Source organism: Flavisolibacter nicotianae, assembly GCF_003628535.1.
Taxonomy (GTDB): domain Bacteria; phylum Bacteroidota; class Bacteroidia; order Chitinophagales; family Chitinophagaceae; genus Flavisolibacter; species Flavisolibacter nicotianae.
The window spans coordinates 1-22,028 of record NZ_RBCI01000005.1 but is presented as its reverse complement, the minus strand read 5'-3'; the positions used below and the strand labels follow the sequence as shown (position 1 = coordinate 22,028).

Annotated in this window: 23 protein-coding genes; 9 read left to right on the top strand and 14 right to left on the bottom strand. The window is 50.0% G+C overall.

The window, feature by feature from the left end; genetic code table 11:
- The first annotated feature begins 77 nt into the window (after positions 1-77).
- Positions 78-578: a GNAT family N-acetyltransferase gene (locus tag D6024_RS14745; protein WP_121355416.1), complete on the top strand. Its 501-nt coding sequence runs from the start codon at positions 78-80 to the stop codon at positions 576-578.
- On the opposite strand, the gene D6024_RS14740 is transcribed toward D6024_RS14745, so the two are convergent.
- Positions 550-1,878, bottom strand: a complete 1,329-nt coding sequence (locus D6024_RS14740) for an MATE family efflux transporter (RefSeq protein WP_121355415.1) — start codon at positions 1,876-1,878, stop codon at positions 550-552. The genes D6024_RS14745 and D6024_RS14740 overlap by 29 nt on opposite strands.
- 146 nt (positions 1,879-2,024) lie before the next feature.
- On the opposite strand from D6024_RS14740, the gene D6024_RS27440 reads away from it, so the two are divergent.
- Positions 2,025-2,153 carry a hypothetical protein gene (locus D6024_RS27440; RefSeq protein ID WP_262670722.1) on the top strand — a complete coding sequence of 43 codons (129 nt, stop codon included), beginning with the start codon at positions 2,025-2,027 and terminating at the stop codon, positions 2,151-2,153.
- 4 nt (positions 2,154-2,157) lie between these two features.
- Here D6024_RS27440 and D6024_RS14730 read toward each other — a convergent pair whose 3' ends face one another.
- The 12 genes from D6024_RS14730 to D6024_RS14675 form a co-directional block, all read right to left on the bottom strand.
- Complete coding sequence (locus D6024_RS14730; protein WP_121355413.1) at positions 2,158-2,856, bottom strand: DUF92 domain-containing protein; 699 nt, start codon at positions 2,854-2,856, stop codon at positions 2,158-2,160.
- Between the two features lie 12 nt (positions 2,857-2,868).
- Positions 2,869-4,173, bottom strand: coding sequence for an argininosuccinate lyase (gene argH, locus D6024_RS14725; RefSeq protein WP_121355412.1), 1,305 nt, complete (start codon positions 4,171-4,173; stop codon positions 2,869-2,871).
- On the bottom strand, positions 4,170-5,264 hold the full coding sequence (locus tag D6024_RS14720) for a M20 family metallo-hydrolase (RefSeq protein WP_121355411.1): 1,095 nt from the start codon (positions 5,262-5,264) through the stop codon (positions 4,170-4,172). Before D6024_RS14720 ends, argH begins: the two co-directional genes overlap by 4 nt.
- The gene (gene argB, locus D6024_RS14715; RefSeq protein ID WP_121355410.1) at positions 5,236-6,405 is read right to left on the bottom strand and encodes an acetylglutamate kinase; all 1,170 of its coding nucleotides are present in this window, start codon (positions 6,403-6,405) and stop codon (positions 5,236-5,238) included. Before argB ends, D6024_RS14720 begins: the two co-directional genes overlap by 29 nt.
- A 53-nt stretch (positions 6,406-6,458) precedes the next feature.
- Positions 6,459-7,415, bottom strand: a complete 957-nt coding sequence (locus D6024_RS14710) for an N-acetylornithine carbamoyltransferase (RefSeq protein ID WP_121355409.1) — start codon at positions 7,413-7,415, stop codon at positions 6,459-6,461.
- 83 nt (positions 7,416-7,498) lie between these two features.
- Positions 7,499-8,668 (bottom strand): aspartate aminotransferase family protein, encoded by a 1,170-nt coding sequence (locus tag D6024_RS14705; RefSeq protein WP_121355408.1) that lies wholly within the window; start codon positions 8,666-8,668, stop codon positions 7,499-7,501.
- Between the two features lie 290 nt (positions 8,669-8,958).
- Positions 8,959-9,762, bottom strand: coding sequence for a pyrroline-5-carboxylate reductase (gene proC, locus D6024_RS14700; protein ID WP_121355407.1), 804 nt, complete (start codon positions 9,760-9,762; stop codon positions 8,959-8,961).
- A 4-nt stretch (positions 9,763-9,766) separates the two neighbouring features.
- The gene (gene argC / locus D6024_RS14695) at positions 9,767-10,744 is read right to left on the bottom strand and encodes an N-acetyl-gamma-glutamyl-phosphate reductase (protein WP_121355406.1); all 978 of its coding nucleotides are present in this window, start codon (positions 10,742-10,744) and stop codon (positions 9,767-9,769) included.
- 2 nt (positions 10,745-10,746) lie between these two features.
- Positions 10,747-11,064: a cupin domain-containing protein gene (locus tag D6024_RS14690; protein ID WP_240410045.1), complete on the bottom strand. Its 318-nt coding sequence runs from the start codon at positions 11,062-11,064 to the stop codon at positions 10,747-10,749.
- A 23-nt stretch (positions 11,065-11,087) separates the two neighbouring features.
- Positions 11,088-12,287 (bottom strand): argininosuccinate synthase, encoded by a 1,200-nt coding sequence (argG, locus tag D6024_RS14685; RefSeq protein ID WP_121355404.1) that lies wholly within the window; start codon positions 12,285-12,287, stop codon positions 11,088-11,090.
- 17 nt (positions 12,288-12,304) lie between these two features.
- Entirely contained in the window at positions 12,305-13,021 is a 717-nt protein-coding gene (locus D6024_RS14680; RefSeq protein WP_121355403.1) for a GNAT family N-acetyltransferase, read from the bottom strand.
- 274 nt (positions 13,022-13,295) lie between these two features.
- Entirely contained in the window at positions 13,296-13,688 is a 393-nt protein-coding gene (locus D6024_RS14675; RefSeq protein ID WP_121355402.1) for a hypothetical protein, read from the bottom strand.
- Here D6024_RS14675 and D6024_RS14670 point away from each other — a divergent pair.
- The gene (locus D6024_RS14670) at positions 13,687-15,576 is read left to right on the top strand and encodes a CocE/NonD family hydrolase (RefSeq protein WP_121355401.1); all 1,890 of its coding nucleotides are present in this window, start codon (positions 13,687-13,689) and stop codon (positions 15,574-15,576) included. The genes D6024_RS14675 and D6024_RS14670 overlap by 2 nt on opposite strands.
- 5 nt (positions 15,577-15,581) lie before the next feature.
- A complete protein-coding gene (locus D6024_RS14665) occupies positions 15,582-17,252 on the top strand; it encodes a beta-N-acetylhexosaminidase (RefSeq protein ID WP_121355400.1) in 1,671 nt (556 codons plus the stop codon).
- A 216-nt stretch (positions 17,253-17,468) separates the two neighbouring features.
- Here D6024_RS14665 and D6024_RS14660 read toward each other — a convergent pair whose 3' ends face one another.
- Positions 17,469-18,434 (bottom strand): NAD-dependent epimerase/dehydratase family protein, encoded by a 966-nt coding sequence (locus D6024_RS14660; RefSeq protein ID WP_121355399.1) that lies wholly within the window; start codon positions 18,432-18,434, stop codon positions 17,469-17,471.
- 142 nt (positions 18,435-18,576) lie between these two features.
- Between D6024_RS14660 and kdsA the strand changes: the two genes are divergently transcribed.
- From kdsA to D6024_RS14635, 5 genes are all read left to right on the top strand, one after another.
- A complete protein-coding gene (gene kdsA / locus D6024_RS14655; protein WP_121355398.1) occupies positions 18,577-19,401 on the top strand; it encodes a 3-deoxy-8-phosphooctulonate synthase in 825 nt (274 codons plus the stop codon).
- A 187-nt stretch (positions 19,402-19,588) separates the two neighbouring features.
- A complete protein-coding gene (locus D6024_RS14650) occupies positions 19,589-19,882 on the top strand; it encodes a type II toxin-antitoxin system HigB family toxin (protein WP_121355676.1) in 294 nt (97 codons plus the stop codon).
- A gap of 5 nt (positions 19,883-19,887) precedes the next feature.
- Positions 19,888-20,244, top strand: a complete 357-nt coding sequence (locus D6024_RS14645) for a helix-turn-helix domain-containing protein (RefSeq protein WP_121355397.1) — start codon at positions 19,888-19,890, stop codon at positions 20,242-20,244.
- Between the two features lie 166 nt (positions 20,245-20,410).
- Positions 20,411-21,079 (top strand): DUF4145 domain-containing protein, encoded by a 669-nt coding sequence (locus D6024_RS14640; protein ID WP_162944777.1) that lies wholly within the window; start codon positions 20,411-20,413, stop codon positions 21,077-21,079.
- Between the two features lie 157 nt (positions 21,080-21,236).
- On the top strand, positions 21,237-21,869 hold the full coding sequence (locus D6024_RS14635) for a Type 1 glutamine amidotransferase-like domain-containing protein (RefSeq protein ID WP_121355395.1): 633 nt from the start codon (positions 21,237-21,239) through the stop codon (positions 21,867-21,869).
- Positions 21,870-22,028: the final 159 nt, after the last annotated feature.

Sequence of the window (22,028 nt, the reverse complement as noted above, 5' to 3'; positions counted from 1 at the left end):
ATTGGGTGATGAATGGCAAGTGAGAAACGTCTCTACTACGCATTCGTCATTTTTAATGATTCATTCGCAAACCCGACATGACCACGACACTTATTATTCCCACATGGCACTACCGCGAAGCAGTACCAGCCGATATTGCTGGCATGCAGATCGTTCGGAACGCAGTAAAGGAAAATGTCCTCTCCAACCCTTTGCTGGTAACGGACGAAGACTGCCTTGACTATATCACCCGCCGTGGAAAAGGCTGGATTTGCGAAGCAGACGGCCGTCTCGTCGGTTTTGCCATCGCCGACCTGCAGGACCGCAATATCTGGGCCCTGTTCATTCATCCGCAATGGGAAAAAAGGGGTATAGGCAAAACCCTGCACGACACCATGCTCGACTGGTATTTCAGCCAAACAACCGATACCGTTTGGTTGAGCACCGCACCCGGCACGAGGGCCGAAAGTTTTTACCGCAAACAGGGCTGGAAGGAAGCGGGCACCCACGGCAAGGGAGAAATCAAATTCGAGATGAGCCATGCAAAATGGCAGGAAGGTTCTTTGCGGCCTAACGCTCCTGTCGCTTCACCATTTTGAAAAAACGGGTCTGCAGGAAAAGGGAAGCAAAGGTCAGCCCGAGGATGAGGCCAAGCCACATACCGGTGGCACCCATCTTTAAAAAATGGGCAAAATAATAGCCCGCCGGAATCCCCACCACCCAGTAGGCGATCCCGATAAGGACCGTTGGCGTTTTTACATCTTTGATTCCCCGCAACAGCCCGGCGCCGATAGCCTGTGTACTGTCGGAGATCTGGAAAATGCCGGCCATGAGTAAAAGCACGGCCGCCATTGCCTGCACCTCACTGTTTTTTGTAAACACCTCCGGAAGTGCCTTGCGGAAAAGGACAAAGGCAACGGCGCAAAACACGCCGTACAAAACCGCCGAGAGCAGTGTTGTTTTTCCAATAACGTTGATCCGGGGCCAGTCCGACCGTCCAAATGCATTGCTTGTGCGGATGGAGCCTGCCTGCGAAAGTCCCATCGAAACCATGAAGGTGAAGGAGGCACAGCTCAGGGCAATCTGGTGGGCCGCCTGTGCCACGGCACCAAGTGTGCCAATCAAGATGCCGGTTACTGCAAAGGCACCGGCTTCCATGCCGATCTGCAGGCTGCTCGGCACACCAATGCCAAGCAAGTCACGCAATGTTTTTTTCCGTAACACCCACTCTGTTTTGCGAACTGCGATATAACGCCGAAAGTTGCGGTGCTTTAAAACCAGCAGCAGGATGGAAAAAAACAGCAGGATACGGGTAATGAGCGTGGCCCAACCCGCCCCCAGCAATTCCAGCCGCGGAAAGCCCCAGTTGCCATAGATCAGCAGCCAGTTGAGAAAAACATTGACGGGCAGTGCCAGCAGCGAAAGCACCATGGCCGTACGGGTGTATTCCAGCCCGTCGGCAAACTGTTTCAGGGTCATGAACAGCAGCATGGGAATTATGGAAAGACCAATCAGTTTTAAAAACGGAATGGCCAGGGCCACCACTTCCGGATCCTGTCCCAGGTCGTGCAGGAAATTGCGGCCGAGGACCAGCAAAAGAGAAATGAAGACAGCCGTCGCCGCACACAATACAAAGCCGTTAAACAGGTAATGAGAAACAGCTTTCGGATCGTTTTTGCCATTGGCCATCGACACCATTTGCGAAACGGCAATGGTCATGCCGATCCCGAAAATAAATGGAATGTTGATGCCGTTGATGACGAGAGCCGTTGCGGCCAGTTGCTTGTAACTGATGGCACCCACCATGGCCGAATCGATGATGTGCAGCGACATTTGCGCCAGTTCGCCAACGATGATCGGAAACGCCAGGCGGATGGTTTGAAAAGCTTCTTTGCGCATGTCCGGAGAAAAGGACGAAGATAGACAACCGGAATCACAGCCGGGGCTAAGTAATTTCCCTCATTTTCGAAAAAATGTCCCTGCTTCCTGTTGCATGCGACAAAAGGGGAATGTATTTTGTAAAGCCAGATCCAAAAAATCCAACGATGAAACTAACCATCAAAAATCCGCTGCCTACCCGGTTACGATTCTATGTTCGCCAGCTTTTTCTTGTTTGTCTTTTCCTTTCGCTGCTTGCCTTAACCTTGTATGTGTTGATTAACAGCCCGGCTTAACAATTCACCAAAAAAGAAAAGCAAGCAATGCTGCGATCAGCGTGTTGAACGCATTGACCGCGTCGTTGCCGATCAGCCCTTTCCGTTCCAGCGCAGCGCCGAGCACGGAGTCCGCAAGATTGCCGATCGTTCCGGCCAACACGATCCAAAAAAAATGGTTGCTCCAGCCAAAGCCAAGGCTGTAAACAACGGCGATGATCACACTGCCCAAGATTCCAAGACCGGTACCTTCGAGGCTAACCACGCCGTCCAGTCCCCGCTGATCTTTTTTCAGGGTCAGGATATTGAAAAATTTTTTGCCGTAAAGAGTGCCCAATTCGGACGAAAGGGTATCGGCCATTGCCGACGAAAAACAGCCTGCAACCAGGAAAGCAAAAAGGTCTTTTTGTTGCGGAAAGAAAAGCGTGCAATAGCCGAGAAGCCCGGCCATGCCGCCGTTGGCCAATACCTGCCCCGCGTTGCGCTGCCCACCCTGTTCCTGCATCATGCCGATACCGGCTTTTTGCTTTCGCTTCCAGGATGTGGCCAAGGTGCCCAGCAGGAAAAACAAGCCCAGCATGCCGAGGCCCGTCCAACCCGCACCGATAAAAATACCAAAACCGAGAACCCCTCCGGCAATGGCACCGGCAACCGTCAGTTTACGGTGACGGATGCTTTCGACTACTCCGGCAAAAAGAAAGATGATAACAAGGATATACTGCAAAACAGCGATTCTTTATGCATTGAATTTACGGAGAACACCTTCCATCAAAGCCTGTATTCCCTCGTTGCAGAGACGACTGATACTGCCTTCGTGGGTATGCGCCAAGGGTTTGCTCAAATCGAAACGGAATGTGCCTTCCTCTACCTGCTCCCCGACCTGCTTATAGGCTTCGCGAAAAGGAATGCCCTGGTTCACCAGTTCATTGACTGCCTCCACGGTAAAAAGGTATTTGTACTTCTCGTCCTGCAGGATGTTGTCTTTCACCTCAATATTGGAAAGCATCAGGCGGCAAAGCTGGAGGCAGGCCTTCAGTTCTTCGATCGCCGGGAACAGGATTTCCTTGGTCAACTGCAGATCGCGGTGATAGCCCGAAGGCAGGTTGTTGAGCAGCAGCGTGAGCTCGTTCGGTGTTGCCTGAATGCGGTTGCATTTGGCGCGGATCAGTTCAAACACGTCCGGGTTTTTTTTGTGCGGCATGATGCTGCTCCCGGTCGTGAGTTCGGATGGAAACGAAATAAAGCCGAAGTTCTGGTTCATGTACAGGCAGCAATCCATGGCAAGCTTGCTGAGCGTGGCGGCTACGCAACTGATTCCCATGGCCACGACTTTCTCGGTTTTTCCACGGGTCATTTGTGCATAGACCGAATTGTAATTCGGTGAAGCAAAGCCCAGGATTTCGGTTGTACGTGTCCGGTTGAGCGGGAAGGAGGATCCATAACCGGCGCCGCTGCCCAAAGGGTTTTTGTTGGCAACCTGGTAAGCAGCCGCCAGCATTTCCAGGTCATCGACCAGGCTTTCCGCGTAGGCGCCAAACCATAAGCCAAACGAGGATGGCATGGCAATCTGCAAATGCGTGTAGCCCGGCAGCAGCACGGATTTGTATTTTTCGCTTTGCCCGATCAGCAGGTCAAACAACGCTTTGACTTCGTCTTTTATCGCAAGCGCTTCTGCCCGCAGGTAGAGCTTGATGTCGACGGCCACCTGGTCGTTGCGGCTCCGGCCACTGTGAATTTTTTTTCCAATGTCACCAATGCGCTCCGTCAGCAGGAATTCAACCTGGGAATGCACATCCTCCACGTTTTCCGCAATCGAAAACTGTCCCTTGTCGATTTCTTTTGCAATGTCCTGCAAGGCGGCGACGGCCGTATCCGATTCTTCTTTTGTCATCAATCCCACTTCGCCCAGCATGGTTACATGCGCTATGGAACCCTGCACATCGTATTTGGCCAGGAGAAGGTCAAATTCTTTGTCGCGGCCAACGGTAAATTTTTCGATCAGTTCGGAAGTGGACGTGCTTTCTTTCTGCCAGAGCTTCATCGGAGGAGTTGATTTAACAGTTGTATATAGTCGCTGATGCCTTGACGGATTTCATCAACATAAATAAATTCATCGGCTGTGTGGCTTCGTGCGGAGTCGCCGGGTCCCATCTTCAGAGCGGGGAAAGGCATTAGCGCTTTGTCCGAACTGGTTGGTGAGCCATAATAGGTTTTACCCATGGCCAGGCCTGCTTTTACCAGCGGGTGGTCGAGTGCAATCATGGACGACCGCAGCCGCGTGCTGCGGGCTTTCACTTCGCTCTGCACGTTTTCCTGAATCAACCCGATCACTTCTTCCGGGGAATACAGTTCATTCACCCGCACATCGACTAGAAACCGGCATTCGGCGGGCACCACGTTGTGTGCCTTGTTGTCGGTTTCAATAGACGTCACGGTCATCTTCACGGGTCCCAGCAGCTCCGAAACCTTTTCAAACTGGTAGCAGTAAAACCATTCGATGTCCATCATCGCTTTGTAGATGGCATTTACACCTTCGTTCCGGGCAGCATGACCGGCTTTGCCGATCGCCTTTGCATCTAACACAAGCAAGCCTCGTTCGGCCACTGCCATTTGCAACAGTGTCGGTTCGCCAACGATCGCACAATCAATTTTGGGTAAGTATTGCAATGCGTTTTGGATCCCGTTGACACCCGAAATTTCCTCTTCGGCCGTTGCCGCATAAGCAAGATTGTACGGCATGTTTTCTTCGGGAAAAAAATGCAGGAATGTCATCAACAGGGAAACGAGACAACCGCCGGCATCGTTGCTACCCAGCCCGTACAATTTGCCGTCTTCAATCTGTGGACTAAACGGATCTCTGGTATAGGCCGAATTGGGCTTGACCGTATCGTGGTGGGAGTTTAAAAGAATGGTGGGCTTTGCCGCATCGAAGTGTTTGTTCAGGGCCAGCACATTGTTGCCAACCCGTGTTACCTCCACTCCTTTGTCGAACAAAAACTTGGTGAGATAACTTGCCGTTTGCCATTCATCCTTGCTGAACGAAGGCAGCCTGACCAGTTCCGACAGTACGTTTACTGCTTCCTGGTGGAGAGGCTCCTGGCTTTTAATCACTGACAATGCTTGTTCCGGCATTTCCTGAAATTAGTTCGTTTATATTTTCGGCTTTCCCAATCAGCACTTTCCGCACGCCGCTCTGGACGGCAGAGAAGGCATTGTCGAGCTTCGGGATCATACCTGCAAAGACAAGGCCCTTTTCCTTCAGGTTGCGATATTTTTCTGGATTGATAACAGGAATCACCGTGGCTTCGTCCTCGGCATTCAGTAATACACCACTTTTCTCAAAAGAATAAACCAAATGAACCTCGTAAAGACTGCTTAAGGTTTTGGCGGTCTCCTGTGCAATGGTATCGGCGTTGGTGTTTAACAACTGGCCTTTTTGGTCGTGGGTGATCGGTGCGAGTACGGGAGAAAGTCCCTGTTGCAGCAGGGCCTGCAACAGGTTGCCATTGACTGCATCGATGTCGCCTGCATAACCATAATCACGGTCCCCCACAAAGCGTTTATGCGCCAGGATGGCGTTGCCATCAGCCCCGGAAAGGCCAATCGCATTACAGCCGGCAGCTTGTAGCTGGGCTACGATGTTTTTATTGATCAACCCGGCATAAACCATGGTGACGATCTTGAGCGTTTCGGAATCGGTTATTCGCCGTCCTTCTACCATCTGCTGCGGTATGTTGAGCTGCGCTGCCATTTTTGTAGCCAGCTTGCCACCGCCGTGGACAAGTATTTTAGGCGCATCAATGCGAGCAAAGTCGGTTAGGAAGGAAGCCAGCTTTTCCTCGTCGTCGATGATGTTGCCGCCAATTTTTATCACGAACAATTTGCCCCTATCCCCTAAAGGGGAACTCTGCAACTCACTAATAACCGAATTAATCTTTTCCAACACAGACTTGCTGTTTTTATAAACTTCTTCGTTTTTAAATCGTATCACACGAAGGCCCAAAGATCTTAATGCTTTCTCCCTTTCTTCATCTTTTCGCTTTACATCCTCTTCTTCATGAATTCCACCGTCAATCTCGACCACCAATTTCAGTTGATGACAATAAAAATCAACAACGTAATGCGATATTGGATGTTGCCTTCTAAACTTCAGCTTCCACTCGTTGATGTGAACATGTTTCCAAATGATCCGTTCAGCCGAGGTCATATTTTTCCTAAGGTCTTCTGCCCTGTGAAAAATAAGTGGACTGGCACCATAAAACATATTTTCCATAAGCTCAAGTTAGATAAGTAGGTTGCACCAGGAAAATCTGGCAAGACTCCCCTTTAGGGGACGGGGGCAAGAATTTCCGACAACACCGCCTGCGCCGCCCACACGCGGTTCGACGCTTCCTGCGTGACAAGGCTGTTTGGACCGTCGAGAATTGCGTCGCTCAACTCCACGTTTCGGCGCACCGGCAGGCAGTGCATCACTTTCGCCTTGTTGGTCAATGCCAGCTTTGCGTTCGTCAGCATCCAGCTTGTGTCTTTACTGAGGACCTGGCCATAATCTTTGTAGGAGCTCCAGTTTTTTACGTAAACGAAATCGGCGTCTTTCAGAGCCTCGTCCTGGTTATGGGTGATCGTTGCACCTGTTGTAAACTGTTCGTCCAATTCGTACCCTTCGGGATGGGTCACCACGAAATCCGCTTCGCCCCAGGCCGTGATCCATTGCGAAAAACTGTTGGCCACGCACTGCGGCAGCGGCTTGACGTGCGGCGCCCAGGTCAGCACAATTTTCGGCTTGCGGGTTTCCCAGAAGGTTTCTTTTATCGTGATCACATCCGTCAGGCTTTGCAGTGGGTGCAGCGTGGCGCTTTCGAGGCTCACCACCGGGATGCCGGCGTACTTGATAAATTGTTTGATGGTTTGTTCGCTGTAATCCTCTTCCCTGTTTTTCAAGGAAGGGAAGGTGCGAATGGCCAGAATATCGAAATAGTTTCCCATGACCGGCGCGGCATCTTTCACATGCTCCACCGTTGTTCCGTTCATGATCGCGCCTTCTTCAAATTCCAAGGACCATCCTTCCGAGCCCACATTGAAAACAATGGCTTCCATACCGAGGTTTTGCGCCGCGATCTGCGTGCTCAGGCGGGTGCGCATGCTGGGGTTTAAGAACAGGCAGCCGATGCGTTTGTTGGCACCAAGATTTTTGTCTTTAAACGGGGCCGCTTTATAGGCCAACGCCTTTTTTGCCAGGGCATTGATGTTGGCCACATCGTGAACGGAAATAAACTGCTTCAATTTAATTGTATCGTTTTTTAGGTACTTAACTCTATTGCTTTGATCCGCTTTTGTTGCATCGCACAGGTCGGCGTCCGGTTATCCTACTGTGCCAAAGTAACGGCGGCCGGACTTTCTTTCAAGGCACGGATCTCGTCCTTCACGGCTTGCAAAAACGTATCGATTGCTTCTCTTGTAATATTCAGCGCAGGCAACAAACGAATGACATTCGGTTTGGCCTCACCGGTAAAAATGTGCTGCTTCGCCAGCAGGTTTTTGCGGAGGTCTTTGATCTTTTCCGGCACGTCAAATCCGATCATCAATCCGAAACCCCGCACATTTTGCAGGTCTTCGATCTTTTTGAGTTCGTCCATCAGGTAACGGCCGTTTTCGCCCGCCATCTGCATCAGGTTTTCCTGTTCGATGACTTCCAAAACGCCCAGTGCTGCCGCGCAGGCCAGGTGATTGCCGCCAAAGGTAGTACCCAACATACCGTGTTTGGGTTGAATGTGCGGCGCAATCAAAATACCGCCGATCGGGAAGCCATTACCCATGCCTTTTGCCATGGTGTACACATCAGCATTCACGCCGGCCTGGTCGGCCGCGAAAAACTTTCCGCTGCGTCCATAACCGCACTGCACTTCATCGGCAATGAAAACAGCACCATACTGATCGCAAAGCGTTCGGATGGTCTGCAAAAAACTGCTGCTGGCAACCGTAATGCCGCCAACGCCCTGCACCGCTTCAATGATCACTGCAGCAACGCCGTTTCCCGACGTTGCAAAATAGTCTGTCAGTGCCGCTTCGTCGTTGAAAGGAAGAAAGACAATGTTATCGGTTTCGTTCACTGGTGCCACGATGGTTTTGTTATCGGTAGCAGCCACCGCCAGCGAGGTCCGTCCGTGAAAGGCTTTTTTGAACGCCACCACTTTTTTTCGTCCCGTATGAAATGAAGCCAGTTTCAACGCATTTTCATTGGCTTCCGCACCGCTGTTGCAGAGGAACAACTGGTAGTCGTCTTTGCCACTCACCTTGCCCAGTTTCTCCGCCAGTTCTTTTTGAATGGGGATTTCCACCGAGTTGGAATAGAAAGCAATGTTGTGCAACTGGTCCTCGATTCGCTTGACCCAATGCGGGTTGGTATGGCCGATGGAGATCACCGCATGACCGCCATAGAGGTCGAGATAAGGCGTTCCTTTCTCGTCCCAAACCGTGTTGCCCTGTGCCCGGACGATGTTGATATTGTTGATGGGATAAACGTCAAATAATTTCATATAGGTTGTACGTTGTACGTTTTTAGTAATAAGGTTTATTTTTCTCACTTAACAGCTGGCATTTTTACTTTTCGTATCAATGATACCAGATGGCTTTGCCTTCATTGATTCGTCTATACAAATGGTTGTAGTCAGTTGGATTGAGATAGTGCAAATCATTTGATAAGAATAAGGAATACGCTTTTTCAAAAGTAGATTGATACGCCAGTAACCAACCTTTAAAATCTTTTTTGTTCTGCATGGCTTTCTTCCTTAAAACTTTTTACTTACGACTGATCACTTACGACTGACTACTCCTGCTTATACAGATTGTTTGCAATGTTCGATGAGAGCTTAATTCCCTTGATAAAGGCAGAACTCAGGCCTTGGTGTTCCATCTCGTTCAATCCGGCAATGGTGCAGCCCTTGGGCGAAGTGACCTTGTCGATCTCTTCTTCGGGATGCGTTCGGTTTTCGATGAGCAGTTTGGCAGCGCCAAAAGCGGTTTGCGACGCAATCCGCAGCGCATCATGCGCATGAAAACCAATTTCCACGCCGCCTTGCGAAGCCGCACGGATGGTGCGCAGGAAAAACGCAATGCCGCAGGCGCAGAGCGCTGTAGCCGCACTCATCATGTCTTCGGGAATCCAGATGCACTGGCCAACGGTGTCGAAGATCGCCTGCACCATATTTTTATCGTCCTGTGTTGCGTTCACCGCCGACAGGCAGGTCATGCTGGCCCGCACTTTCATGGCCGTATTGGGCATGGCCCGCACAATGCGAAGGCGGTCGCCCAGTTTGTCGCGGAAAACCTGTGTATGGGCCCCGGTCACTACCGACACCACCAATTGTTTTTCCAGGTCAATGCTGCTGGCCAGTTGCGAAAGTGCAATATCCAGTTGCTGCGGTAACACACAGATAAAGATCGCGTCGGCACCCTGCACGGCTTCTGCATTGTTGAAGCTGACGGAAAACCCCCGCGCTTTGAGGCTGTCTGCGGACGCTGCGGAACGTTTGGTGATGGTAATATCCCCGGCCTTGCAGCGGCCGGCCTGCAACAGGCCTTCTGCCAGCGCCATCCCGATATTGCCACCACCGATAATCGTTGCTTTCATCGTATTAAAATGCAATTGATTTTAAATGAAGACCGGCTTTTTCTTCCAGTCCAAACAGCAGGTTCATGTTCTGCACCGCTTGCCCCGACGCACCTTTCAACAAATTATCGATAGCCGTGTGCACGACCAGTTTGGTCCCCACTTTTTCAAGCTGGATCACACATTTATTGGTGTTCACCACCTGCTTTAAATAAATCTCTTTTTGGCTCAGGAAGGTAAACGGATGTCCTGCGTAAAATTCGGTGTACAGGTCAACCAGTTCCTCCAGCTTCCACTCGCAGGTCAGGGTGGAACTCACGAAGATTCCCCTTGAAAAATCGCCGCGCCAGGGAATGAAATGAATGTCTGCAGCCTTCGCCCCTACCTTTTGCAACGACTGGCCTATTTCCTTGAGGTGCTGGTGCGAAAGCGTTTTGTAGGCCTGGATATTGTTGGCCCGCCAACTGAAATGCGACGTAGGAGAAAGGCCTTGTCCGGCTCCCGTGGAGCCTGTAATGCCGGTGGTGTGTACCTCATCCAGCAAGCCCACTTTTGCCAGGGGCAACAAACCCAGTTGAATGCCGGTGGCGAAACAACCCGGGTTGGCGATGTTGGAAGCGGTTTTGATCTGCTCGCGGTTGAGTTCCGGCAGGCCATAAACAAAGCGCCGCGCTGCATGTTGCGAACTTTGCGACAATCGAAAATCCTGTGAAAGATCGATCACCTTTATCTTCTCATCAACCTGATTTTCTGCAAGGAATTTCTTTGCTTCACCGTGCCCGACACACAAAAAAAGGACATCAATCTCCTGCGACAATTCGCCGGTAAACTGCAGCTCCGTTTCACCAATTAAATCCTGGTGAACATTTGAAACCACGTTACCGGCATTGCTCCGACTATGAATAAACGAAACAGCTACATCCGGATGGTGAATGAGTAAACGGATCAATTCGCCACCCGTATAACCTGCCCCGCCAACGATGCCAACCTTGATTTTTTTCATGACTACAAATTTACCCTGTCATTTTGTGTTGAAGGCTGTGAGCACAGAAGAAACTCCAGCCCTTCCAGGGTTTGATTCAGGATACGATGCCTTTGGCCGGCCGCAATGTGCAGGCCCTGGCCCTGCTCCACGACGATCGTTTCTTCCCCGATCTCGAAATGAGCCCTGCCTTTTAAAATAAAAAAGAATTGTTGTGCCTGCGTATGATAATGCAGCGTCTCCGCCGTGCCGGCGGGCATGTGTTCCTGCTTGACAGACAGCGAAGGATCGTCCACCAAATTCCAACCATCACAACCATTGCCCCACTGATACTGTTTCAATGCGTGATATTTGGAAACCGGTTTCATGATTTGCCCGCTGCTTCTGCTACCTGGTGATAAATGGAGGTTTGATTGCCGAAAATCTTGCTGAAACCGCGCACATCGTCGCCGGTCCAGCCCGTGTTCATCTCGCCGTACTTACCAAACTTGCTGCTCATTAAATCGAAGCCCGATTCAATGCCGATCACCTGGAAGTAGTGAGGATGCAGTTGGACAAACACGTCGCCGGTTACATTGGCCTGCGAGTTTTGGAAAAACGCTTCCATGTCGCGCATAACAGGATCGAGGATCTGTCCTTCGTGCAGCCAGTTGCCGTAGAATTGCGCCAACTGGTCTTTCCAGGAAAGCTGCCACTTGGTAAGAACGTGTTTTTCCAGCGCATGGTGCGCTTTGATGATGACCATCGGCGCAGCGGCTTCAAAACCCACGCGGCCTTTAATGCCGATGATGGTGTCGCCAACATGGATGTCCCTGCCGATGCCGTATGGACCGGCAATGGAACTTAAATGTTGAATGGCGTCTGCCGGGTGGTCAAAGGTCTTGCCATTGACGGCTTTCAGTTCACCTTTTTCAAAGGTCAACTTTATTTCTTCACTGCCTGTTTTGGTCACCTGTGTCGGCCAGGCTTCTTCCGGGAGTAGCCCTTTGCTGTTGAGTGTTTCCCGTCCGCCGACGCTTGTTCCCCACAACCCTTTGTTGATGGAGTACATGGCTTTGGCAAAATTCATGTCCACCCCTTTCTGCTGCAGGTAGGCAATTTCCTCTTCACGGCTCAGGCGGAGGTCACGGATCGGCGTAATGATCTCCACGCCGGGAACCATGATGTGAAAGATCATATCGAAGCGTACCTGGTCGTTACCCGCCCCCGTGCTGCCGTGTGCTACGGCATCGGCGTTCAACGCTTTTGCGTGTTCGGCAATGTGCAGGGCCTGTACCAGGCGCTCGGCACTGACGCTTAACGGGTAGGTGTTATTTTTCAGGACGTTTCCAAAAATGAGGTATTTGATGACCCGGTCGTAGTAACTTTTTACCGCATCGATCGTTGTGTGCGTTTTCACACCCAGTTTGTAGGCGTGCGCCTCGATGCTTTTCAACTCCTCGCCGGTAAAGCCGCCGGTGTTGACAATGATGCTGTGAACCTCGTATCCTTTCTCTTCACTCAAATACTTAACGCAGTAGGATGTATCCAACCCACCGCTGAATCCTAAAACAACTTTTTTCATTCTTTCTATTGGCTTGATTAGTGAAGGACGTTAAACAAAACCATTTTCAGCTTGCGGTTAAACGTGCGATCTTCCTGTTTGGGTTTTTCGGTGCCCTTCAAACGCTTCAAAAATTTGGATTGTTTGATCTTCATCAGTCGATCGTATGCAGGACTTTTTTCTTCAAAGTGCTGCTTGGTTTCCTGCGGCTCGTAGTGGTCCTTGGGATCGAAAAGCATGGCCGTGCACAAACAGTTTTTGCGCTCCTTGCTCATCAGGATGTCGTAGTTGACGCAGCTTTTGCAGCCTGCCCAGAACTTCTCGTCCTGTGTCAGCTCGGAATAGGTTACCGGTTCGTAACCCAGGTCACTGTTGATCTTCATGACAGCCAGGCCGGTAGTTAACCCAAAGATTTTCGCCTCGGGATATTTTTCACGGCTCAACTGGAAGATGCGCTGTTTGATCGACTTGGCCACACCGCTTTTGCGGAAAGCCGGCGCAACGATCAATCCGGAATTGGCAACGTACTCGCCTTCCCATGTTTCGATATAGCAAAAGCCAACCCATTCGCCGCCAGTCGTGACGGCAATGACCGCTTTTCCTTCGTCGATCTTCTGGGCGACGTATTCGGGGGTACGCTTGGCGATACCGGTTCCGCGGGCTTTGGCCGACGCTTCCATCTCATCGGTAATCGTCTTTGCAAACGCTTTATCGTCGGGTGTCGCAACCCTAATGATAATATTCTGATTGTCCACTATTGTAAAAGAGTTGATCTGAGTGTTTGGGTTACCAATCCTATACCAAGAATTCTACGGGGAGTGTTCACTGATAGGGGCCATGGTAAAGGGCTCGTCCTATCAGACAATGGGTCGTCTCGAAAGATAGCGGAATAAGTCAAAACATACCGATAACATAGCCGTGCTATGAAACGAGTGAAAGATGTAATGTTTTGTATGAGAGGTAATATTCACCGCTGACAAATAAGGTACAAATGTATAAGGTTTGACAGAATAAGGGCAAAAAAAATTGTTAACCAACCGGGTATTTTCCTTGTGGAAACGATAAAAAACCGGCGAAAAAGCCGAACCGTGCCGGTTTTCTTTTACATGAATTTTTTGTTAACAATAACGAATGTCCCTCCGGCCTGATACAATCGCGCCGGGAATTCGATTTCCGTGGGGTAAAGACAGCAAAGAAGAATCCACTTCCGCCAGAACCGGGCAGACCTTTCCCGGCCCAAATATTCACCAACGAATCTGCGCCGAAGCAATGCAGGATATCCCATTTCCGGCAGGCGCCGATTTTGCTATCTTTTGTATGAACCGAATTGAGTCGACGGGTCAGATCGATCCTGTCAATGAACCTTTTTCCAATTGCGGTAGCCATCGTTCCTAATTTCATTCCGCTTAACTTCACCCCCATGAAACCTCGAATACTTCTCTTTCTTTTTTCACTGAGTTTTTTCACTTCGTTTGCACAAACCAACACCCTGGACAGCGCCTGGGTTCGCGACAACTACTACAAATGGGAACGCATGATCCCGATGCGGGACGGTAAAAAATTATTCACCGCCATCTACATTCCGAAAGACACAACGGAAAAGCACCCGATCCTGATGCGCCGGACGCCCTACTCTGCGGCTCCTTATGGCGAAACCAATTTCCCCGATGCGTTCTGGAACACCTACTACCGGCTGTACCTCCGGGAAAACTATATCATGGTGGTGCAGGACGTTCGCGGCCGCTACATGAGCGAAGGCGAGTTCGAAGACGTTCGTCCGTTCAATCCCGCTAAAAAGGGCACTGATTTCGACGAGGCCAGCGACACCTACGATGCCATCGACTGGCTGGTAAAAAATGTACCCGGCAACAACAACCGTGTCGGCGTCTTTGGCATTTCCTATCCCGGTTTTTATTCAACGATGGCTGCCCTGAGCGGGCATCCCGCCCTCAAGGCCGTAAGCCCGCAGGCACCGGTTACCGACTGGTTCCAGGGCGACGACTTCCATCACAACGGTGCTTTTATGCTGATGGACGCTTTTGCTTTTTATTCGGGTTTTGGAAAGCCACGCCGAACACCTACCACCAGGAGCGCCGACGGCTATCCCATTCCCGGTGCCGACAATTATGATTTTTATCTGCGCACCGGCACACTGCATGACTTTGCACGCCTGGCCGGCGACAGTATCCGGTTCTGGAAAGACCTCTATTCCCATCCGACATACGATGAATGGTGGCGAGCCCGCAACACCCGCAATTTCGTTGAAAACATCCCGGCATCGACCAGCACACTGGTGGTCGGCGGCCTTTTTGATGCGGAAGATCTTTTTGGTGCCTGGAACCTTTATAAAGCCATCGATTCAAAAGCAAAAAACAACAACCGGATCGTCATGGGTCCCTGGTTTCACGGGCAGTGGGGCGGCCGTGGCGACGGCAGCATTTTGGGCAATGTCCGTTTCGGCAGTAAAACATCCGAATGGTACCAAAACAACGTGGAAGTACCTTTTTTCAACGCCAACCTCAAAGACAAAGGCGATGCAAAAAAGATCGCCGAAGCCACCGTGTTCTTTACGGGTGAAAACAACTGGCACCAATTGCCGCAATGGCCGCCTGCCGGTTCTGCCGCGCAAAACCTTTACCTGCAGGCCAATGGTGCTCTCAACTGGAACAAACCAGGCGCAGGCAATGCGTACACGCAATACACCAGCGATCCGGCGAAGCCCGTGCCTTACACGGAAGACGTGCACATGGGCCGCACCCGCGAATACATGACCGACGACCAGCGGTTCGCCTCCCGCCGCCCCGATGTGCTGGTTTTTCAAACACCGGTGCTGGACAACGATGTTACCCTTGCCGGTCCGCTCTATGCCGATTTGTTTGCCGCCCTGTCTACAACCGATGCCGATTTTGTCGTGAAGCTGGTTGATGTTTTTCCGGACGATTTTAAATATGGTGAAGACAAATCTTCGGGAATGGCGAATGGGACCTACCCCATGAGCGGTTACCATATGCTGGTACGTGGCGAGATCATGCGGGGAAAATTCCGGAAGAGTTTTGAAAGCCCCTCTCCCTTCACGCCGGGCAAGGTGGAGGAAGTGAAATTTTACCTGCCCGATGTGGCACATACGTTTAAAAAAGGCCACCGGATCATGGTGCAGGTACAAAGCTCCTGGTTCCCGCTGGTCGACCGCAACCCGCAAAAATTCGTCAACATCTACGAAGCATCGGCCGCGGATTTTCAAAAAGCCGATATTAAAATTTACCACAGCAGCCAGTATCCTTCCTGCATTGTTTTACCCGTTTTGAAATAATCGATATGAAACAAGTGATTTTCATTTTCGCCGCTCTTACGCAAGTGGCTTTTGCACAGCAAAAAACAGCAACCCTCAATATCATTCCACAGCCGGTGAGCATGGAGATTGGGAAAGGACAATTCATGCTCACCAAAAAAACCGTCATTGCCGCCAGGGATGAAGAAGACCGTAAAACGGCCAGGGTGTTCAACGACTACCTGCAACAGGCCTACGGTTTCAGGCTCGATGTCGACAGGCAGGAAACAAAAAATTACATCCGCCTCACGACCCGCAAATTCATCCAGGCACCGGAAAAAGATGCCTATGCCTTGACAGTTGGGAAAAACGGCGTGACGATCGAAGGCGACACGTATGCCGGCACGTTCTCCGGCATCCAGACTCTGATCCAGTTGCTGCCGCCGGTCAAAACCCAGGCAAAAAGCTTTTCCATTCCATTTGTCACCATCAACGACTATCCCCGCTTTGCCTACCGCGGCATGCACCTCGACGTGGGCCGGCATTTCTTCCCCGCTTCGTACGTAAAGCGCTACATTGATTTCCTTGCCCTGCACAAGATGAACTATTTCCACTGGCACCTTACCGAAGACCAGGGATGGCGCATCGAGATCAAAAAATACCCGCGACTGACTTCTGTCGGAGCCTGGCGCGACGGAACGATCATTGGTCACCATCCCGGTACCGGCAACGACAACCAGCGCTACGGTGGCTTTTACACGCAGAACGAAGTGAAGGACGTTGTGCAATACGCAGCGGACAGGCATATCACGGTGGTTCCGGAAATCGAAATGCCGGGGCACTCCTCGGCCGCCATTGCCGCCTATCCCTGGCTAAGCTGCTTCCCGGACAAGGAAACCGATATGGGAAAAAATCCCTCGGAAGCCAGCAAGCAAAAACGGGGTAAAAAAGTACAGGAAACCTGGGGCGTATTTGAAGACATTTTCTGCGCCGGTAAAGACAGCACCTTCCTGTTTTTGCAGAACGTGATGGATGAAGTGCTGGCACTTTTCCCGTCGAAATACATCCACGTCGGCGGAGACGAAGCGCCGAAATCCAACTGGCAAAAATGCCCGCTGTGCCAGGCCAGGATCAAACAGGAAGGCCTGAAAAACGAGCACGAACTGCAAACCTATTTCATCACCCGCATGGAGAAATATTTAAACAGCAAAGGCAGAACCCTCATTGGCTGGGACGAGATCCTCGAGGGCGGGCTGGCGCCGAACGCAGTGGTTATGAGCTGGCGCGGTGAGAAAGGCGGCATCGAAGCAGCGAAACAAAAACACAATGTGATCATGACTCCCGGCAACCCGGTTTACTTCGATCATGCACAGGTGAAAAACGACGACTCGCTGACCATTGGCGGTTTCAACCCGCTGGATGCCGTTTACAACTACGAGCCGGTGCCGAAAGAATTGACGGCAGAAGAAGGCAAATATGTCCTGGGATCGCAGGCCAACCTGTGGACGGAGTATGTTGGCTTCCCTGCCAAAGTGGAATACATGGTTTTCCCCCGCATGAGCGCTCTTGCCGAAGTGCTGTGGAGTCCCAAAGAAGTCCGGAACTGGGAAGATTTTCAAAAACGGATGGCCACGCAATACCAGCGTTACGACCTGTGGAAGGTGAATTATTTCAACAAGCCGAAAGCAGCGGAGATCAAAAAGAAAAGTATCATGTAGTACAATCCCACTTACGCTGCTGTGAAACGGGAAACGTCAGACGTCAAACCGCAGGTTCTCTCCAATTGATGTCTTACGCAGTCGAACATTCTACTTTTCCCGTCGTACAGATGCAGCAATAGATGTTGCCAGCGGATAGGTCTAAGACGGAAACGGCTTTCAATAAAAAAGGCACCTGTTCTCACAGGTGCCTTTTTTATTTGTGGGAATGCAATGCTAACTGGCTTCCATTTTTTTCTCAACGGCCAGGTTAGCCAGCATGTCTTTGGTCATGGCGGCAAGGTCGTATTCGTGTTTCCAGCCCCAGTCCTGCCGTGCTACCGAATCGTCGATGCTTTGCGGCCAACTGTTGGCAATGGTTTGCCGGTAGTCGGGCGCATAGGTGATACCAAACTCCGGTATGTGTTTTTTGATCTCGGCCGCAATTTCTTCGGGAGAAAACGAGATGGCGGATAGGTTATACGATGTTCGCTCTTTGATGTTTTCGCTTGGCGCTTCCATCAGCTCGATGGTGGCGCGGATGGCGTCCGGCATGTACATCATGGGCAGGTAGGTATCTTTTTCCAGAAAGCAGTTGTAGTGTTTTTCTTCAAGGGCTTCGTGAAAAATCTCGACGGCGTAATCCGTGGTGCCGCCACCCGGCGCCGATTTATACGAGATCAAACCCGGGTAGCGCAGGCTGCGCACGTCCACACCGAATTTGTTGAAATAATAATTGCACCAGAATTCCCCGGCATATTTGCTGATGCCGTATACGGTCGTGGGTTCAATGATGGTTTTTTGCGGGCAATCCCTTTTGGGTGATGTTGGTCCGAACACCGCAATGCTGCTGGGCCAGTACACCCTGTGCAGCTTTTCTTCCCGGGCGATGTCGAGCACATTTAAAAGGCCTTGCATGTTCAGGTGCCAGGCAAGCCCAGGGTTTTTCTCCCCGGTTGCAGAAAGGATTGCGGCCAGCAGGTAGATCTGTGTCACTCCCTGCCGGATCACCTGCACATGGAGCATTTCCTTATTCATCACATCGAGGCTCACATAGGGCCCCGTGCCCTGGAGCAGGGGATTTTGTTCGCGGAGATCGGATGCGATCACATTCGCTTCGCCGTAAATTTTTCGAAGGGCTAGCGTCAGTTCCACACCGATCTGCCCCGACGCACCGATCACAAGAATTCGTTCTTTAACCATAACAAGCGTTGCTTAAAAGGGTGCAAACGTAATCAAAAAGGCCAAATATCCTCAGGGTTGATTCGCCCTGGCGGGGCGCAGGCAGCGAACGGTTGGGCACGGATCGCATTCTTTATTGCCGGCATCGGAATATCTTCGCGGCATGACAGCGTTTTTGGAAAATTTATTCAGCAAGCAGCAGTACGATAAAAATGCGTTTTTCCTGATCGCCGGCCCCTGCGTGGTCGAAAGCGAGGAACTGGTATTTGAAGTCGCAGAAAAAGTTTCAGCCCTCTGCAAAACCTACGACATTCCGTATATTTTGAAGGCCTCCTACCGGAAAGCCAACCGCACCAGCGCCACCTCGTTTACCGGCGTGGGTGACGAGAAAGGTCTTGAAATTTTGCAAAAAGTGGCCAGCCATTTTTCCCTTCCGTGCACGACCGATATCCATTCCGAGCAGGAGGCGGCAATGGCCGCGAATTTTGTGGATATCCTCCAAATACCGGCCTTCCTTTGCCGCCAGACCGAACTGCTCCTTGCCGCCGGCGAAACCGGCAAGATCGTGAATGTGAAGAAAGGGCAATTTCTTAGCGGCGCTTCGATGAAGTTTGCCGTGGAAAAGATCCGGAATACGGGCAACGATCAAGTGATGCTGACTGAAAGAGGCACCACCTTTGGCTACCAGGACCTGGTGGTGGATTATCGCAACATACCGATTATGCGGGAAACAGGAGTTCCCGTGGTAATGGACTGCACACACAGCCTGCAGCAGCCAAACCAGACTTCCGGTGTCACGGGAGGCAACCCGCAAATGATTGGTACGATTGCTTCGGCAGCGATTGCAACGGGGGCTGACGGTTTATTTATTGAAACCCACCCCGACCCTTCCTGCGCACTGAGTGATGGGGCCAATATGCTGAAGTTGGACTTACTGGAGGAGTTGCTGGCAAAACTGGTGAAATTGCGGAGAGCCGTAGCAAGCTAGTTGGATAAACGAAACTGCTAAAAAAATAAAACGAAACAGGCAAGTGATGGAACTCAACTGATTAGGAAAATTGTTTAGTTTCGGATTATTCGTTAATGCTACTGTTGGCTGAAATGCTCAAAGAGACTCCGTTCTAAATGAATTTCCCATTTTGGGAACTTTTCTTTATCTTTGGCAAAAAGACGATTTGCGAGTAATAGCCAAAAAGACACTGCCCGACTTTTGGGAGAAACATCCTGACTGCGAACAGCAGCTTAAAGCCTGGTACCAGGAAGCAGAAGATGCAGGCTGGAAAGGACCCAACGACATTAAAGGGGATTATCCCAGTGCTTCTTTTTTAGCTGACAACCGGGTCGTGTTCAATATCAAAGGCAACCATTACCGGCTAATCGTGAAAATCAATTATTCTTACGGGATGGTGTGGATCCGTTTTGTGGGCACCCATGCCGAGTATGACAAGGTTGACGCAACAAAAATCTAAACACAATGGACATTAAACCCATAAAAACAAAAAAAGACTACCAAGCCGCCATGAACCGTCTGGAAGTGATTTTTGATGCAAAGCCCGGCACACCGGAAGGAGACGAACTGGAGGTGTTGGGCATTCTGATCGACAAGTACGAGCAGGAACATTATCTCATCGGCTATCCTGATCCAATTGAGGCCATCAAATTCCGCATGGAGCAACTGGGTTATAGCCAAAGTGACCTGGCCAAGGTGGTCGGCCTGAAAAGCAGGGCCAGTGAAATTCTCAGCAAAAAGCGGAAGCTAACTTTGGAGATGATCCGCCAGCTGCATCAGGCACTGGGCATCCCAACTGACGTTCTCATTCAGAGCTATTGACGACCGCACTTCAGCCAACAGGTCGCTTTGTAGAAGTGGGGCAGACGTGCTGCTTTTCAACAGCAAAACAATAATCAACACCAGTGCAAAAGTGAAGCTGAAGTTTTCCAAGTTCCCCACCTTTACAAAGCGCTGTTCGTTATGTGGCATTTTAAGGAGACCAATCATGAAAATAACGTTAGACAAAATAGGAAGTAACAAAACGACAAATATTGCTACACGTTGTCCTCACTGTGGACACCACGGCACATTCTTACAGGTTGGACTTCAAGATGTCTACACTTGGACGAGACGTGCAGGCAGTAGTGGTGAATACCCTGTCAATTATTTAGGAATAAGAAAATGCCCTAATGAAAAATGTCAAGGGCATTTGTTCTTCATTTCGGACGACAATAGAAATATCTTACTGACTTCACCGAGTGAAACGATACCATTTGACAAAGAAAATATTCCAGAAAAAGTTTTGAACGCATTTGAAGAAGCAATTAAATGTCATTCAAACTCTTGTTTCATTGCTTCCGCTATCATGATTAGAAAGACACTTGAAGAAATATGCATCGAACGTGGGGCTACTGGAAACAATCTTTTTAAAAAGCTTCAAGACTTGGGCGGGAAAATATTAATACCTCAGGAGTTATTGAATGGAATGAATGAACTAAGGCTTTTAGGGAATGATGCTGCGCACATAGAAGCTCAGACTTTTAGCGAAATTGGGAAAGAAGAAATTGAAGTCTCATTAGAGTTTGCGAAAGAAATATTGAAAGCCGTATACCAGTATGACAATCTTCTACAACGACTTAAGAAGTTAAAAGACAAAGGAAATAACGCCACATAACATTGGTTTTGCGTCATGTGGGCTAACCAACATAGGCTGAACAAATATTTCCAATTGAGCTGTATATCTTTATCCAAGGCTGACGTTCTATAAATGCCCACACGAACGCAAAGCCCTCAACGTTAGCTGATATTTCACCTCTAAAGCCGATCATTCTATGAAATGCTATTTATCATCTTACAAGTTTGGCAATTGTATTGATAAGTTACAGTCAATGATACCCGTCAACCGCAAAATCGGGCATATCATTAATGCACGGGATTTTACGGCAGCAGATCCTGCAAGGAAGCGGGTCACCCAAACTGAAGAAATCCAGCGGTTAAACCAGTTGGGCTTTGATGCAGAAGTAATAGATCTGAAAGACTATTTTCATCAAGAAGAGGCATTGCGGAGTAAACTTAACACGTTGGGAGGTGTTTGGGTCAGTGGTGGCAACACCTTTGTGCTGCGGCAGGCGATGCGCCTTAGTGGCTTTGATGTCATTATCAAAGAACTCTCCCAGAAAAGCAACTTTTTATATGCAGGTTACAGTGCTGGCATCTGTGTGCTGTCCAAATCCATCCGCACTTCACGTTTAGTAGATACGCCTACCGACTTTCCGTATCCAGGAATACAAGAAACTATCTGGGAAGGGCTTGGTTTCTTTGATTACGAGTTTCTGCCGCATTATGATTCAGCCCACCCTGAGTCAGAAGATACCGGTAAAGCCATACAGTATTGCATAGACAATAAAGTATTGTTTAAAGCCTTAAGAGACGGAGAGATCATTGCAATTGAAAACATCAGCTAACATGAACTGTGCGAAAAACCAAATAAATTTTCAGGGTTTTGCCGAGCAGTAGTTGGGTTGGTAAAGAGTGTTGTTTTTCATGACGGCAAAGACCTGTTTCAGGAGTTTATTGCATACCGCAATCAGTCCCTGTTTTCCTGTTTTTCCTTTTGCTCGTAA

What these genes read in the sequence shown, in the direction of transcription:
- argH (WP_121355412.1), bottom strand. Translation starts at nt 4,173, where the DNA reads ATGAAGCTCTGGCAGAAAGAAAGCACGTCCACTTCCGAACTGATCGAA.
- D6024_RS14635 (WP_121355395.1), top strand. Translation starts at nt 21,237, where the DNA reads ATGAAATGCTATTTATCATCTTACAAGTTTGGCAATTGTATTGATAAG.
- proC (WP_121355407.1), bottom strand. Translation starts at nt 9,762, where the DNA reads ATGAAAGCAACGATTATCGGTGGTGGCAATATCGGGATGGCGCTGGCA.
- D6024_RS14665 (WP_121355400.1), top strand. Translation starts at nt 15,582, where the DNA reads ATGAAACAAGTGATTTTCATTTTCGCCGCTCTTACGCAAGTGGCTTTT.
- D6024_RS14745 (WP_121355416.1), top strand. Translation starts at nt 78, where the DNA reads ATGACCACGACACTTATTATTCCCACATGGCACTACCGCGAAGCAGTA.
- argG (WP_121355404.1), bottom strand. Translation starts at nt 12,287, where the DNA reads ATGAAAAAAGTTGTTTTAGGATTCAGCGGTGGGTTGGATACATCCTAC.
- D6024_RS14660 (WP_121355399.1), bottom strand. Translation starts at nt 18,434, where the DNA reads ATGGTTAAAGAACGAATTCTTGTGATCGGTGCGTCGGGGCAGATCGGT.
- D6024_RS14640 (WP_162944777.1), top strand. Translation starts at nt 20,411, where the DNA reads ATGAAAATAACGTTAGACAAAATAGGAAGTAACAAAACGACAAATATT.
- D6024_RS27440 (WP_262670722.1), top strand. Translation starts at nt 2,025, where the DNA reads ATGAAACTAACCATCAAAAATCCGCTGCCTACCCGGTTACGATTCTAT.
- D6024_RS14670 (WP_121355401.1), top strand. Translation starts at nt 13,687, where the DNA reads ATGAAACCTCGAATACTTCTCTTTCTTTTTTCACTGAGTTTTTTCACT.
- D6024_RS14720 (WP_121355411.1), bottom strand. Translation starts at nt 5,264, where the DNA reads ATGCCGGAACAAGCATTGTCAGTGATTAAAAGCCAGGAGCCTCTCCAC.
- D6024_RS14705 (WP_121355408.1), bottom strand. Translation starts at nt 8,668, where the DNA reads ATGAAATTATTTGACGTTTATCCCATCAACAATATCAACATCGTCCGG.
- argB (WP_121355410.1), bottom strand. Translation starts at nt 6,405, where the DNA reads ATGGAAAATATGTTTTATGGTGCCAGTCCACTTATTTTTCACAGGGCA.
- D6024_RS14645 (WP_121355397.1), top strand. Translation starts at nt 19,888, where the DNA reads ATGGACATTAAACCCATAAAAACAAAAAAAGACTACCAAGCCGCCATG.
- D6024_RS14675 (WP_121355402.1), bottom strand. Translation starts at nt 13,688, where the DNA reads ATGGGGGTGAAGTTAAGCGGAATGAAATTAGGAACGATGGCTACCGCA.
- D6024_RS14740 (WP_121355415.1), bottom strand. Translation starts at nt 1,878, where the DNA reads ATGCGCAAAGAAGCTTTTCAAACCATCCGCCTGGCGTTTCCGATCATC.
- argC (WP_121355406.1), bottom strand. Translation starts at nt 10,744, where the DNA reads ATGAAAAAAATCAAGGTTGGCATCGTTGGCGGGGCAGGTTATACGGGT.
- kdsA (WP_121355398.1), top strand. Translation starts at nt 18,577, where the DNA reads ATGACAGCGTTTTTGGAAAATTTATTCAGCAAGCAGCAGTACGATAAA.